The organism is Streptomyces sp. adm13(2018), assembly GCF_008042145.1.
Lineage (GTDB): Bacteria > Actinomycetota > Actinomycetes > Streptomycetales > Streptomycetaceae > Streptomyces.
This window is the reverse complement of the sequence record NZ_RDBH01000094.1, coordinates 858-13132: the sequence shown is the minus strand read 5'-3', so window position 1 is coordinate 13132 and position 12275 is coordinate 858. Positions and strand designations below refer to the sequence as shown.

Below are 12275 nucleotides of genomic sequence, written 5' to 3'. Positions count from 1 at the left end.
GCTGGGCCGGGTCAGGCGACGGGTGTGACCGTACCGTCGGGCTCGTGTGCGGCGGGGTGAACGGTCTCGGCGGGCGGGGCGGCGGTGCGCCGCACCCAGACCCAGTACAGGGCCGCGGTGACCAGGAGCCCGACGATCCACGAGATGTCGGCGCCGTCGAGCCGCTTGGTGATCGCGCCGGTGTACAGCTTGGTCGCCAGGAACGGGACCTGGACGGCGACCCCCACGGCGTAGCAGGTCAGGGCGGTGAGGTTCCAGCGGCCGTAGCGGCCGTCCGGGTCGTACAGGGCGGGGATGTCGACGCGTTCGCGGGAGACCAGGTAGTAGTCGACCAGGTTGATCGCGCTCCACGGCGTGAACACCATCAGGATCAGCAGGACGAAGTTCTTGAAGTTGTTCAGGAAGTCGGCGCTGGCGGCCAGCGCGATGACCATCGACACCGCGGTGAACCCGACGATGTAGGCGGCGCGCGCCGCGGCCGAGATCCGCGACCGGCCGTCGAAGGCCGTGACGGTGGTCAGGATCGACATGAAACCGCCGTACGCGTTCAGACAGTTGACGGTCAGCTTGCCGACCACGATCACCAGGTAGATCAGGACGGCGAGGACCGCGGGTCCGGCCAGGTCGCCGAGGAAGCCCACTTGGTCGCCGAGGAAGCTCTCCCCGGCGACGGCGGCCGTGAGCGCGCCCAGCGTCATGGCCCACTGGGACCCGATGACGGAGCCGGCGAAGGTGGACCAGAACGTGGCGCGGGTGCTGGTGTCACGCGGGAGGTAGCGCGAGTAGTCGGCGACGTACGGGCCGAAGGTCAGCTGCCAGCCGGCCCCCAGGCCCACGGCGAGGAGGAACGTGGCCGCCTCGAAGCCCTTGTTCCCGACGTGCGCGCCCACGTCGTACTGCGTGAACAGCCGCACCAGGAGGTAGCCGAGGCCGAGCACGCCGGCGACGGTGGCGACGCGGCCCGCGAGGTGGATGAGCCGGTATCCGGTGACGGCGACCACGGCGGTCAGGGCGCCGAAGAGGAGGATCCCGACGTTCGTGTTGTCGATGTGCAGCATCTCGGACAGCGCCTGGCCCGCGAGGACGCTGCCCGTCGCCGCGAAGCCGAGGTACATCAGGATGACGAGCAGCAGGGGCAGGACCGCGCCGTGGACGCCGAACTGGGCGCGGCTGGAGATCATCTGCGGGACGCCGAGCCTGGGCCCCTGGGCGGAGTGCAGCGCCATCACGATGCCGCCCAGCAGGTTGCCGAGCAGGAGCGCCGGTACCGCCCACAGCGCGTCGGCGCCGAACACGACGGCCAGTGCTCCGTCGACGATCGCGGTGATCTGCATGGTGGCGCCGAACCAGAGGGTGAACTGGCTGCGCGGCGTACCGTGCCGCTCGGCGTCGGGGATGACCTCGATGGTGCGCGTCTCCATCGAGAGACGCTCCCCGGAGGTGTGCTGGACCGGCATGGTGAGACCTCTCCCGCAGCGATTCGGGTGTTTCCGGACGAGCCGCAGCCGTTGACACGTGCTGCGTGCGCCGAATCTGGCATAGAGGTGAACAGGTATCAAGATTCTGAATGGATAATTTCATCATCTGGTCGGTCGCGATCTCGGGCCACCCTCGCTACCGCCCTCGCTGAAAGCGTGGCCGGATCTTTTTGCCGGACTGGCAAGAATGCGCGCACGGAAGGGACCTGAAGAGTCATGGTGGGGCCGTGACCGACAACATCGCAGCGGGATCGCCCGCGACCGACACCCACGCACCCATCGACGCCTACGTCGGAGACCCCGCCGTGCGGGAGGAATGGGACAACCGGTACACCGACCGGGAACGACTCTGGAGCGGCCGGCCGAACGGAGCCCTCGTCGCCGAGGTCGCCGACCTCACCCCCGGGCGGGTGCTCGACGTCGGCTGCGGCGAGGGCGCGGACGCCGTCTGGCTCGCCCGCCGCGGCTGGGACGTGACCGCTCTGGAGGTCTCGGGTGTCGCCCTCGAACGAGCCGCCGGACACGCACGCAACGCAGGCGTCACCGTCCAGTGGGTCCATGCCGCGCTGACCGACGCCCCGCTCCCGCCGGCGTCGTTCGACCTGGTCTCCGCCCAGTACCCGGCCCTGCTGCGCACGCCCGACGCCGCCGCGGAGCGGGCCCTTCTCGCGGCCGTCGCCGTCGGCGGTGTCCTGCTGCTCGTCCACCACGCCGGGATGGACAAGCGGCAGCCGGACGAGAGCGGCTTCGACCCGGCCGACTACGTCTGGCCCGTCGCTGTCACGGCCCTCTTCGACGACGACTGGGTGGTGGAGGTCGACGAGCAGCGCCCCCGCGTGGCACCCGAGGGCGGCGCCGGAGCGCACCACACCGACGACCTGGTGCTCCGCGCCCGCCGCCTGCGCTGACCCCGGCGCCCGAGGGACGGTACCGGGTACGGGCCACCACATCGGCCCGGCCGCCGTTGGCGCTGCGGCCAAGGAGTGAGTGTTACGCGCGTAACCGGGGATCCCCCGAGGCAGGCGGGACCGGCGGATCATAGGGTGTCCCCATGCCTCGTACCTCTCCCGCCGTAGCGCTTGACGCCCTCCTCGCCGGTAACGCCCGCTTCGTGTCCGGCACGCCCGACCACCCCAACCAGGACGCCGCTCGCCGCACCGAGCTGGCTCCGGGCCAGGACCCCTTCGCCGTGATCCTCGGGTGCTCCGACTCGCGGCTCGCCGCCGAGATCATCTTCGACCAGGGACTCGGCGACCTCTTCGTCGTCCGCACCGCCGGCCACGTCCTGGGTACGGAGGTGCTGGGCAGCGTCGAGTACGCGACGAGCGTCCTCGGCGCCAGGCTCGTCGTCGTCCTCGGCCACGACTCCTGCGGCGCGGTCGCGGCGGCCCGCGCCGCCGTGGAGGACGGCTTCGCGGCCGGCGGCTTCATCCGCGACGTGGTGGAGCGCGTGACGCCGAGCATCCTCGCCGCCCGGACCGCGGGGCTGACCGCGGACGGCGACATCATCGACGAGCACATCCGGCACACCGTGGGCCTGATGCTCGACCGCTCCCGCCTCCTCTCCGAGCAGGTCGAGTCGGGCGAGGTCGCCGTGGTCGGCCTCGGCTACGCCCTGTCCGACGGCAACGCCCGGGTCGTGACCACCCGTGGTGAGGTGCGCGCCGACGTGGCCGCGGTCGACGCGCCTTCGGCCTCGTGACCGCACGCTTCGACTGCTCCGCCCCGGAGACCCGCGCGGCCGGGCTCCGGGAGGCCGCGGAGGCCCTGCGGGAGGGCCGTCTCGTCGTGGTGCCGACGGACACCGTCTACGGCCTCGCGGCCGATGCCTTCGCCCCGGAGGCCGTGACCGGGCTGCTCAGGGCGAAGGGCCGGGGGCGTCACAAGCCGTCGCCCGTCCTCGTCCCCTCCGTCGCGGCGCTGCGACAGCTGACGGACGAGCTGCCGGAGGACGCCCGGAAGCTGATCGACGCCTTCTGGCCGGGCGGACTGACCCTGATCGTGCGGCACCGGTCGAGCCTGGCGTGGGACCTCGGCGAGACCGGGGGCACGGTGGCCGTGCGGATGCCCGACCACGCCCTCACCCTCGACCTGCTGTCCCGGTCCGGACCGCTCGCGGTCTCCAGCGCCAACCTGACCGACCACCCCTCTCCGCAGGACTGCGACGCGGCGCAGGGCATGCTGGGCGATTCCGTCGCCGTCTACCTGGACGGCGGCCGGACCCCTGGAGCGCTCTCCTCGTCGATCGTCGACGTCAGCGGAGCCACTCCCCGTCTCATCCGCGAAGGGACCCTGTCCTCCGCACAGCTCCACACGGTGGTGCCCCACCTCGCCGTGGCCTGACCGAGCATCCGCACAGGGTGGCCTCCCCGGGGAGGCCACCCCATGGTCCTCACCCCGCGCCGCGTCCCCGGAGCGCCTCATGTTCCGGACCGGCCCCGCCGCCGCCCCCTTCTGTGCGCAGAATACGGGTGTGCAGAGTTGGATGCCGCCGGAGCGCGGATCGTTCGTGGGCCGGCAACAGGACGTCGCGACGCTGATCGCGAGATTACAGACGGAACGGCTGGTGACGCTCGTCGGTACGGGGGGCGTCGGCAAGTCCCGCCTCGCCGAGCGGGCCGCCGGTCTCCTACCGCCGGGCGCCTTCGAGAGCGTGCACTGGGCTCCTCTCTGGTCGCTGGGAAGTCGGTCACTGCTGACCGCGCTGGTCGCGGACGCCTGCGGACTCTCGGACCATTCGTCACGTGATCCCGTCGACGCCCTGACCGCCTGGATCGGGAGCCGTCGCATCCTGCTGATCCTGGACTCCTGTGAGCATCTGATCGCCGAGTGCGCCGAGTTGCTGGGGGCACTGCTCGCCGCCTGCCCCGCCCTGGTGGTGCTGGCGACCAGCCGGGAGCAGCTCGGGGTGGCAGGCGAACGCGCCGTCCGCGTCGATCCCCTGGCACCGGACAGCGACGCACTGGAACTCCTCACCGAACGGGCGGCCGCCGCCGGGGTCCGCTGGGAGAACGCCGAGGACCGGGTCGCCGCCGCCGAGGTGTGCCACTGGCTCGAAGGCCTGCCGCTGGCCGTGGAGTTGGCAGCCGCACAGTTACCCGAGCGGTCGGTGCGCGGCATGGCCCGGCTGCTCTCCGACAGACTGGCACTGGCCGAGCAGCCGGACAGCACCGTCCAACCGTCGCGCCACCGTGTCCTGCGGACCACGATCGGCTGGAGCCATGAACTCTGCGAGCCCACGGAGCGACTCCTCTGGGCCCGTCTGTCGGTGTTCCGCTCGGACGCCGCCCTGGACGAGGTCGTACGGGTGTGCCGGGGCGGCCCCCTGACCGACGAGCTGGTCGACGAGGCCATCGCCGGGCTACGGCGCAAGAACCTGGTCACGGTCCACGGCGACCGTCTGCGGATGCTGGACACCGTCCGCGAGTACGGGGCGATGTGGCTGTCCGAACTCGGTGAGGCGGGCGCGCTGGCCGACCGGCACGCGGAGCACTTCGACGCGGTGGCCGCGGCCGCCGACCGCGAGTGGTGGGGACCCGACCAGGCGTCCGCGTACACCCGGCTGTCGCAGAGCCATGAGGATCTCTGCGCGGCGCTGGAACACTTCCTGGCCACGGATCCGCCGAGGGCGGCCACACTGGCGGGCAACCTCGGCTTCTTCTGGGCGTGTTGTGGCTACCTTCACGAGGCCGGGCATTATCTGGAGGAGTGCATGCGGGTCGCCGAGGCGCCTGCGGCCGTCCTGGCGAAACTGTGCTGGTCCCTCGGGGTGGTTCGCTGCCTCCGCGGCGAGTACCAGGCAGCGGCCGTCCTGGCCGAGCGGACGCGCACAGAAGCACTGCGCGCCGCCGACGAGACGCTGCTCGCGGACGCCGCCTACCTGCAGGGGCTGCTGATGCTCCTGCGCGGCGAGCCCCAGGAGGCCATGCGGACCGCGGACCGGGCACTCGCGAGGCCGCATGCCACGCCTGCCGCCGCCGCGCGCTGTCGTCTGGTCCGCGTCTTCGCCCTCACGGCGTCCGGCTCTGTCCAGAGCGCCCGCGTCGAGGCCGAGGCCCTGCGCGCGGACTCGGTGTCGGTGGGCGAACACTGGACCCGGTCCTACACCGAGTACCAGCTGGCCTTGATAGCGCTGCACGAGGAGAGATCCGCCGAGGCTGCCGCACACGCCAGGGCCATGCTGCGGGACAAGCGACTCATCGGTGACGCCTTCGGCCTGGGCCTCGGCCTCGATCTGTTGGCGGCCGCGATGGCTGCGCTGAAGCAGGGCGATCAGTCGGCCGTCGCCTCCGGGGCCGGGCAGGTCTTCTGGGAGATGGTCGGCCATCCACAGCGTGGCACTCCCGAACTCGGCCCCCTGCGTGAAGATGCCGAGTGCGCGGCGCGAGCGCAGATCGGCAACTCCGCCTACGACACGACGTTCACCCTGGCCGCACTCACCGACCCGTTCGCGACCCTGACCGACGTGCTCGACGTCGACTGAACGCCATTCCCCGGGTTCCGGTGACGAAGTGCACGTCCGCCAGCACCGACTGCGGGGAGAGGGTCCTGTCGACCTGCTCCAACAGTCTTTCGAGGCCCGGGAGAGCGGCGCCCGGGGCGGCGTCGCGTCGGAGGGTGACTCTCATGCGCAGACGCAGCCGACGGCGCTCGCGGATGACCCTGGTCCGGCACCCGGTCACCTCGCTCGCCTTGAGCGCCTCCTCCGTGACGGCTCTCTCCACCGCTCTGCGAAGCGCGACCGCGTCCCGCGATCCCAGGGGGAGCTGTCCTCGGGCGCCGAGCCTCAACTGACGTACGCACCAGATCGCGAGGAGCAAGGAGCCCGCCAGGGCGCCCACTGACGCGGCCGCCGACCACCCTTCCCGTGAGCGGAGTCCCCTCAGAGCCTCAGCGACCCGCCCGTCGACAGGCACGCCCCAGGCGGGCCACCACGATCCGAACGCGTCTACGTGGGGGAGCGCGACCACGACTGCGCAGCCGAGCACTCCCAGCCCGGAGAGGGCGAGGACCACGCGATTGGTCAGCATGAGCTGCCGTGCTGTCACGAATCGGCTCCTTGTCGGCTCGTGGTGATCGGAGAGTCGTCCTTCGGGCGTCTGGGGGCACTGAACGGCGCGCGATCGGACTCCGACCGGCGCGGCAGGTCGGGTCCCGGGACGTGACCGGGGCCGAGTTCGGGGCGAGGGTCGTCGATCCCAGGCTCCGCCGGGTCAATGCCCGGGTCCGGGTCCGGGTCCTGGTTCGTCTGAACCGCCGGGTGTGCGAGGGCGCCGACGATGACGCGCAAGCGAGGCGGACGCACGAGTCGACAGGCGGCCATGGCCCGGTCGGCGGCGCTCTGCGCCTCGGCGAGGGCCGCCTCGCGATCCCCGAACATCAGCGTCGCTCGTACCGTGGCGGTGCGTCTGCTCATCCGCACGGCCACGGGCCCCGTGCCCTCCACGGCGCCCACGGCGTCACGGAGGAGATCCTCGATGACCTTCCGATCGACGGACGAGGTGAGCGCCGGTCCTGAGGAGACCGTCCACCGCCGACGATGGCCCGGAAGGAGAGCAAGCAGGATCAGCAGGACCGCGAGGCCGGCCGTCAGCCCTGCCGTGACGGTGGGCAGCAGAGTTCCGGAGCCGTGGTCGGCCGCATAGGCGACACCGGTGCTCCACCATGCCGCCAGCGGGCGTCCATGGGAGCGGAACCCGGCGATGTCCAGAGCGAGCGCGCCCAAGAGCAGGGAGCCGATGAGCGACAGAACGGCCACGGGGCCTCGTCGTTGCGACCAGCACCTGCGCGGATGCCGTGTCGTGGGTGGGGTCCCCTCCGCGCCCGCTTCGGTTATCGCCGGCGTCCGAGGGGCCGGCAAGGTCAGCCGGGTGACCCGGATCCAAGGCCCTTCGCACGGAAGCCCTGTCAGTTCGCCGGTGCGTCGGGCGACATGCTCCTGCAGACCTTCCACCGTCTCGGCCAGGGAGTCGGGCCGGTGCAGTCGCACATCAAGCCGGAGGTGCGCCGAGTGACCCCGCAGCCTGGCCGTCAATCTGTGCGCCGTACTCCCGGCGGACAGGGCCTCGGAGACCGCGCCGGCGGCGATCCCGCGGAGCGCCTTCTCCGAGACACGGGTGATCCCGCGGGTCCGGGCCTCCGTCACCGTCGGCCCCTCTCGATGGTCTCCCGAAGGTCCCGAACGCGCCCGCCGCCGTCGAACCAGGCACCGATCGCCCAGCCCAAGCCGCCGAGCGCGGCCACGAGGAGGAACGCTCCCACCCCTCCGAAGAAGGCCGCGAAGCCCAGGGCGACACCGGCGGCCATCCCCGCGAACGCCTGACTCATCGCCGATCCTCGTTCCACTCGTCATGAGACATGTCGAAGGACAACCCCACCCGCACTCACTCCACCCGCGAGTCCGCCGCGATCTCGTGGTCGTCCTCCGGCAGGTGGACGTCGTTGATGGAGATGTTCACCTCCACGACCTCGAGCCCGGTAATGCGCTCGACCGCCACGATGACGTTCTCCCGGACGTCCTGAGCCACGTCGGTGATCGGGACGCCGTACTCCACGACCAGCTCCAGGTCGATGGCCGCCTGCCGCTCGCCGACCTCGACCTTCACTCCCCGCCCGACGTTCGGCCGCCCTCCCGGCACCCGCTCGCGCACCACGCCCAGCGTGCGGGACAGACCGCCGCCCATGTCGTACACACCCGGGATCTCACGGGCCGCCATGCCGGCGACCTTCACGACGACGACGTCCCCGATCGCCGTCCTGCCCCGCTCGCCGACCGGCAGATCGGCATGGGGGGAGGACTGCCGCTGCTCTCCGACCGCGGTCGAGGAGACAGCCCCGTCCGAGCTCTTCTGCGGGGCGGACGCGTCCTTCGGTGCGGTGGCCGTGCTCGTGGTCATGCTCTTCCCTTTCGTCGAGCCTCGCTGAACCGTTCTCACCCGTATCGACCCGAGCGGCGCGGAACTGTGACGTGGAAATCGCGACGAGTTCTTCCGACTTCCCCCGCGGCGCGTGCGAGAGGCCCGCCGGCAGGGGCACCGCTCCGCTGTTCGGGGTGACGTCCGTGGTCCATCGGCGTTCGCAGCGCGGGGCCCGGGCATCCGGGTTCGCGCCTGCCACGAACTACTCCGTAACGAGTGGAGCCCATCGGTGTCTCACTGGTGAAGGCGAATGAGAGGAGCCGCCCAGTGACGGGCGTCGACACACGCATCACGCCGGCGGACATCGGCCCCACCGAGGGGGAAGTCCTGCTCGTGACAAGAGCGGTGGAGGGAGACGAGGAGGCGTTCGCCGTGCTCGTCGAGCGCCACACACCCATGCTGCTGGGCCTTGCGACCCGCTTGCTCGGCAGCCGTACCGAAGCGGAGGACGCCATGCAGGAGGCACTCATCAGCGCATGGCGCAGACTGCCCGACTTCCAGGGGCGCTCCGCCTTCGGCACCTGGCTGTACCGCATCGTCTCCAACCGGTGCTTCAACGTGCTGCGGAGCAGGACCGTCGCCGTGCCCCTGGAGACAGCGGGCGACGTACCGGCGGCCGAGCACGCGGTGTCGCCCGCGAGAATCGCGGAGGGACGGGACGCGGTCCGCGAGCTGCGCGGGGCACTGGACCTCCTCTCCCCCGAGCAGCGCGCCTGCTGGGTCTTGCGGGAAGTGGACGGCCAGTCCTATGAATTCATCGCGGAAACGGTCGGCATCAGTCAGGAAGCCGTACGAGCCCGCGTATTCCGCGCACGACGATGTCTGACACAAGCAATGGGGGCCTGGCGATGAACGCACACGTCACTCCGCCGCCTGACGACCTCGGAGACGAGGACACCCGACTGCCCTGCGGGCAGCTGATCTCGGAGGTCTGGGACCGCTGGGAGAGGCAGGAGCACGACGCTCACCAGGAGGCCTGCGAACACTGCCGTCACGAGGTGGAGGACCTGCAACGACTGGAATCGGCCGTCCAAGGGCTGCGGGACGTCACGGAGCCGACGGGCGCGGACGTGACCGCGCTGACCCGCCGGGTGATGGACGTCGTGCGGCTCGAACTGCGCCCCGGGCGGCCACTGCCTCTCGGCGAGCCGCAGGAGAACCTCTCGATCATGGAGGCGGTCGCCGCCCGCACCCTCCGAGAGGCGGCCGAGACCGTTCCCGGTGTCCACGCCGGCTCCTGCCGCCTCGAAATCACCCCGCACGCCCCCGAGGTCGCGGTCCGGATCGAGGTGCACGCGCCGGCGGACGGCGTCCTGCCCGAGATCGCCGAACGGATCCGATCTGCGGTCCGAACGGCGGCGACGACCGAACTCGGCATGTCGGTCGCGCCGGTGGACGTCCTGATCAGCGATCTTGTCGGTCCCACAGACGACCAGGAAGGCCGGTAGCCGTGACCGCTCCCCAGCCCCTCACGCGTGCCGCGCTCGCGGAGGACATCGCCCGCACAGCAACAGACGTGACAGGGGTGGCCTTCCTGAGACCGGGCCTTGCGGGGCTGCTGCGTGCCAGGCGGCCCGCCCCCGCAGAGACGACGTTCGCCACCTCGTCCTCGGCAGGAGTCAGGCTCCGTGGTGGAGCCGGTACCTCGCCCTTGCAGGTGGAGATCCGGCTGGTGGCCGTGCGGTCGAGGCGCACCGTGGACGTCGCGCGGGCGACCCGCTCGGCGGTCGAGGCACGGCTCGCCGCGCTGCTGCCGGCACAGACGGTCGGAGCCGCGCAGGTGAGCGTGACCATCACGGGTCTCGTATGACCGCCCTGCCCGACATCTCCGGCCACGGCTCGTGGCCTGCCCCCGGATCCCGCGCGTCCGGAGGCAGGCCCAGCCGAGGTCAGAAGTGTGGTGTGGGCATCGTCAGGATGAGGTGAAGGGCGACGGTCCATACGCCGACGGCCGCAGCGGTCAGACGCAGCCTGCGTTTGCGCTCGGGGGAGACCGGATCGTATCCGCCGCCCACGGGCAGGGCCTTCAGGTCGACAGCACGTCGTGTGACGCGTTGCGCCGGGACGGCGGCGCTGCGCACCTCCGGCTCTGCGGATCTGGGGGATGCGTCGGCATGCGGTGGCCGCGAGGGGACACGGACGACGGACGGGGGAGGTGGTGCGAAGGGGCTGCTCTGGCCGGATGCCAGGCCCGAGGCGAGTCCGCTCAGAAAGGCGGCGTAGGCGGCACGTCGCTTGCCGGTGGGAGACGTTCGTCCCGATTCCCAGGACCGCACGGTCGCGGCGGTCACGCCGAAGGCGTCGGCGACCTGACGCTCGGACAGTTGCCAGGCCTGACGCAGGGCAGCCCTGTCGGCGGGCGAGGGGAGGACGGGCCTGGATGACCGGATCCGAGACCTCGGCGGGCGTTCCTGGACATGCGTGTGGGTCGTCATGCCCGTACGACAGCAACGATCTGACGATGTGATGAAAGGCCAGAAAGAATGCCCCGTATGTCGTAATGAAGGGAGTTCGCCAGAGGGGTGGCCGGCGCGAGGAGTTCGTCTCTGAGTGACGCCGAATGTATGTCCGGGGCGGCCGTTAGTCTTCCCGCCATGGCTTTGCGACCTGATGAGTTCTACGACCATGCCCTGTCCGCCGCCGACCAGGAACACCGACTCCCACTGGCCCGTATGACGGGGTGGAGCATCAGCCCGTTCGAGGCCGAGGGCCTGCGGGTCTCGCCCCTGCGCCCTCCCGTGCTGCCCGAGCCCCCGCGGCATGGAGAGGATCCCTCGGACTGCGACTCGTGCCGTGAAAGAGAGGAAGGCATTTGGTTCAACGACACTTGGCGACTCACCCGGATCAAGGGAGTCGGCGTCCCGCTCGTCCTCATGCTGCATCCGCTCGACCACTACGACATGGCCGACCTGCCGGACGAGCTGGCAGCCGAACTCGGGGTCCTGTCCGCACACATCGTCCGCCATGTGCAGGCCCTGCCCCACATCTCCCGCGCGCACGTCTACCGCATCGGAGACGGGGGAGCGCATCTGCACATCTGGTTCTTCGCCCGGCCCGAGGGGCAGACCCAGTTGTACGGATCATGGATGCCGGTCTGGGACGACCTGCTTCCCGAGTACCCGGCCGATGTCGCGGACGCGGACGCGGCGACCGTGGCCGATGCCCTGGTCGCCTCGATCGGCGGACGTCGTGCGTCCGCTACCCGGGGGTTCTGAGCGCGCCGAACGCCGTTCCGGTGTCGGCCCGCTGCCTGTCGGCGGCGCTGCTCCGGTGCTGGCGCCGGGGGCATCACCTCAGCATGCGGAGACCCACAGGTGCGAGCCGACCCGGTCGTTGACGAGTTCGCCCTGGCCGTGGCCGGGGCTGAAGAACCTCAGGCCCGACGCGGCGAGGTCGGGGAGGGAGTGCCCCTGGTGGAGGCAGACCCAGGAGCCGTTCCAGTCGGTGTCACGGTAGAGCTTCACGTCCTCGGCGACGCCGGGGTAGCCGTTGTTCCAGACGTCCGAGACCTTGTCACGGCAGCCGGCCCAGTTGGCGTTCGCGCTGTTCCAACGGCAGTGGACTCCGCCCGCGTGGGGGTGCTCCCAGGCGTAGAGGAAGCCGTCCGGGGCGGCGGCCGCCGCCGGGGTGACGGCGGCCGATGCCGAGCCGGCCGCCGGAGCGGCGGTCACGGACGCTGCCTCAACGGCGTCGGCGACCGGGGCGGTCAGCAGGGTGAGGGCTCCGACGGTGAGCGCCGTCGTGAGGGCACGGGTGATGCGCATGGTGGATCTCCTTCTTGCATGGGATGGATCGCGGGGGAGGGGTGGACAGGTGACTTCGATGGATCGGCCGATTGGTGGATTGGTGGATTGGTGGAGTGAGAGGGCGGGTGGGCTGG

The 12275-nt window shown here is 71.1% G+C and carries 14 protein-coding genes; 8 read left to right on the top strand and 6 right to left on the bottom strand.

Annotated elements, in window-relative coordinates; all coding sequences use genetic code 11:
• Positions 1-11 precede the first annotated feature (11 nt).
• Positions 12-1457 (bottom strand): purine-cytosine permease family protein, encoded by a 1446-nt coding sequence (locus tag EAO70_RS08530; protein ID WP_148002406.1) that lies wholly within the window; start codon positions 1455-1457, stop codon positions 12-14.
• A gap of 248 nt (positions 1458-1705) precedes the next feature.
• On the opposite strand from EAO70_RS08530, the gene EAO70_RS08525 reads away from it, so the two are divergent.
• From EAO70_RS08525 to EAO70_RS08510, 4 genes are all read left to right on the top strand, one after another.
• Positions 1706-2386, top strand: coding sequence for a class I SAM-dependent methyltransferase (locus tag EAO70_RS08525; RefSeq protein ID WP_148002405.1), 681 nt, complete (start codon positions 1706-1708; stop codon positions 2384-2386).
• Positions 2387-2529: 143 nt separating this feature from the next.
• Positions 2530-3180, top strand: a complete 651-nt coding sequence (locus EAO70_RS08520; RefSeq protein ID WP_148002404.1) for a carbonic anhydrase — start codon at positions 2530-2532, stop codon at positions 3178-3180.
• The gene (locus EAO70_RS08515) at positions 3177-3821 is read left to right on the top strand and encodes an L-threonylcarbamoyladenylate synthase (RefSeq protein ID WP_148002403.1); all 645 of its coding nucleotides are present in this window, start codon (positions 3177-3179) and stop codon (positions 3819-3821) included. Before EAO70_RS08520 ends, EAO70_RS08515 begins: the two co-directional genes overlap by 4 nt.
• A gap of 79 nt (positions 3822-3900) precedes the next feature.
• Entirely contained in the window at positions 3901-5961 is a 2061-nt protein-coding gene (locus EAO70_RS08510) for an ATP-binding protein (protein WP_410091167.1), read from the top strand.
• Between the two features lie 561 nt (positions 5962-6522).
• Here EAO70_RS08510 and EAO70_RS08505 read toward each other — a convergent pair.
• The 3 genes from EAO70_RS08505 to EAO70_RS08495 all read right to left on the bottom strand — a co-directional run bounded on the left by EAO70_RS08505 (position 6523) and on the right by EAO70_RS08495 (position 8374).
• Positions 6523-7512: a DUF6286 domain-containing protein gene (locus EAO70_RS08505; protein ID WP_187283797.1), complete on the bottom strand. Its 990-nt coding sequence runs from the start codon at positions 7510-7512 to the stop codon at positions 6523-6525.
• Between the two features lie 107 nt (positions 7513-7619).
• Positions 7620-7805, bottom strand: a complete 186-nt coding sequence (locus tag EAO70_RS08500) for a hypothetical protein (protein ID WP_148002400.1) — start codon at positions 7803-7805, stop codon at positions 7620-7622.
• A 56-nt stretch (positions 7806-7861) separates the two neighbouring features.
• Complete coding sequence (locus EAO70_RS08495) at positions 7862-8374, bottom strand: Asp23/Gls24 family envelope stress response protein (protein WP_148002399.1); 513 nt, start codon at positions 8372-8374, stop codon at positions 7862-7864.
• A gap of 288 nt (positions 8375-8662) precedes the next feature.
• Here EAO70_RS08495 and EAO70_RS08490 point away from each other — a divergent pair, with 288 nt between their 5' ends.
• The 3 genes from EAO70_RS08490 (at position 8663) to EAO70_RS39030 (ending at position 10205) form a co-directional block, all read left to right on the top strand.
• Positions 8663-9247 carry an RNA polymerase sigma factor gene (locus EAO70_RS08490; RefSeq protein ID WP_148002398.1) on the top strand — a complete coding sequence of 195 codons (585 nt, stop codon included), beginning with the start codon at positions 8663-8665 and terminating at the stop codon, positions 9245-9247.
• A complete protein-coding gene (locus EAO70_RS08485; protein ID WP_148002397.1) occupies positions 9244-9843 on the top strand; it encodes an Asp23/Gls24 family envelope stress response protein in 600 nt (199 codons plus the stop codon). Before EAO70_RS08490 ends, EAO70_RS08485 begins: the two co-directional genes overlap by 4 nt.
• A gap of 203 nt (positions 9844-10046) precedes the next feature.
• Positions 10047-10205: a hypothetical protein gene (locus EAO70_RS39030; RefSeq protein WP_261992757.1), complete on the top strand. Its 159-nt coding sequence runs from the start codon at positions 10047-10049 to the stop codon at positions 10203-10205.
• A 79-nt stretch (positions 10206-10284) separates the two neighbouring features.
• Here EAO70_RS39030 and EAO70_RS40260 read toward each other — a convergent pair whose 3' ends face one another.
• Complete coding sequence (locus tag EAO70_RS40260; protein ID WP_148002396.1) at positions 10285-10830, bottom strand: helix-turn-helix domain-containing protein; 546 nt, start codon at positions 10828-10830, stop codon at positions 10285-10287.
• A gap of 159 nt (positions 10831-10989) precedes the next feature.
• Between EAO70_RS40260 and EAO70_RS08470 the strand changes: the two genes are divergently transcribed.
• Positions 10990-11610, top strand: a complete 621-nt coding sequence (locus EAO70_RS08470; protein WP_148002395.1) for a hypothetical protein — start codon at positions 10990-10992, stop codon at positions 11608-11610.
• A gap of 78 nt (positions 11611-11688) precedes the next feature.
• Here EAO70_RS08470 and EAO70_RS08465 read toward each other — a convergent pair whose 3' ends face one another.
• Positions 11689-12159: a peptidase inhibitor family I36 protein gene (locus EAO70_RS08465; protein WP_148002394.1), complete on the bottom strand. Its 471-nt coding sequence runs from the start codon at positions 12157-12159 to the stop codon at positions 11689-11691.
• Between the last annotated feature and the right edge of the window lie 116 nt (positions 12160-12275).

What these genes read in the sequence shown, in the direction of transcription:
- EAO70_RS08530 (WP_148002406.1), bottom strand. Translation starts at nt 1,457, where the DNA reads ATGCCGGTCCAGCACACCTCCGGGGAGCGTCTCTCGATGGAGACGCGC.
- EAO70_RS08520 (WP_148002404.1), top strand. Translation starts at nt 2,530, where the DNA reads ATGCCTCGTACCTCTCCCGCCGTAGCGCTTGACGCCCTCCTCGCCGGT.
- EAO70_RS08510 (WP_410091167.1), top strand. Translation starts at nt 3,901, where the DNA reads ATGTTCCGGACCGGCCCCGCCGCCGCCCCCTTCTGTGCGCAGAATACG.
- EAO70_RS08500 (WP_148002400.1), bottom strand. Translation starts at nt 7,805, where the DNA reads ATGAGTCAGGCGTTCGCGGGGATGGCCGCCGGTGTCGCCCTGGGCTTC.
- EAO70_RS08495 (WP_148002399.1), bottom strand. Translation starts at nt 8,374, where the DNA reads ATGACCACGAGCACGGCCACCGCACCGAAGGACGCGTCCGCCCCGCAG.
- EAO70_RS08485 (WP_148002397.1), top strand. Translation starts at nt 9,244, where the DNA reads ATGAACGCACACGTCACTCCGCCGCCTGACGACCTCGGAGACGAGGAC.
- EAO70_RS40260 (WP_148002396.1), bottom strand. Translation starts at nt 10,830, where the DNA reads ATGACGACCCACACGCATGTCCAGGAACGCCCGCCGAGGTCTCGGATC.
- EAO70_RS08470 (WP_148002395.1), top strand. Translation starts at nt 10,990, where the DNA reads ATGGCTTTGCGACCTGATGAGTTCTACGACCATGCCCTGTCCGCCGCC.
- EAO70_RS08465 (WP_148002394.1), bottom strand. Translation starts at nt 12,159, where the DNA reads ATGCGCATCACCCGTGCCCTCACGACGGCGCTCACCGTCGGAGCCCTC.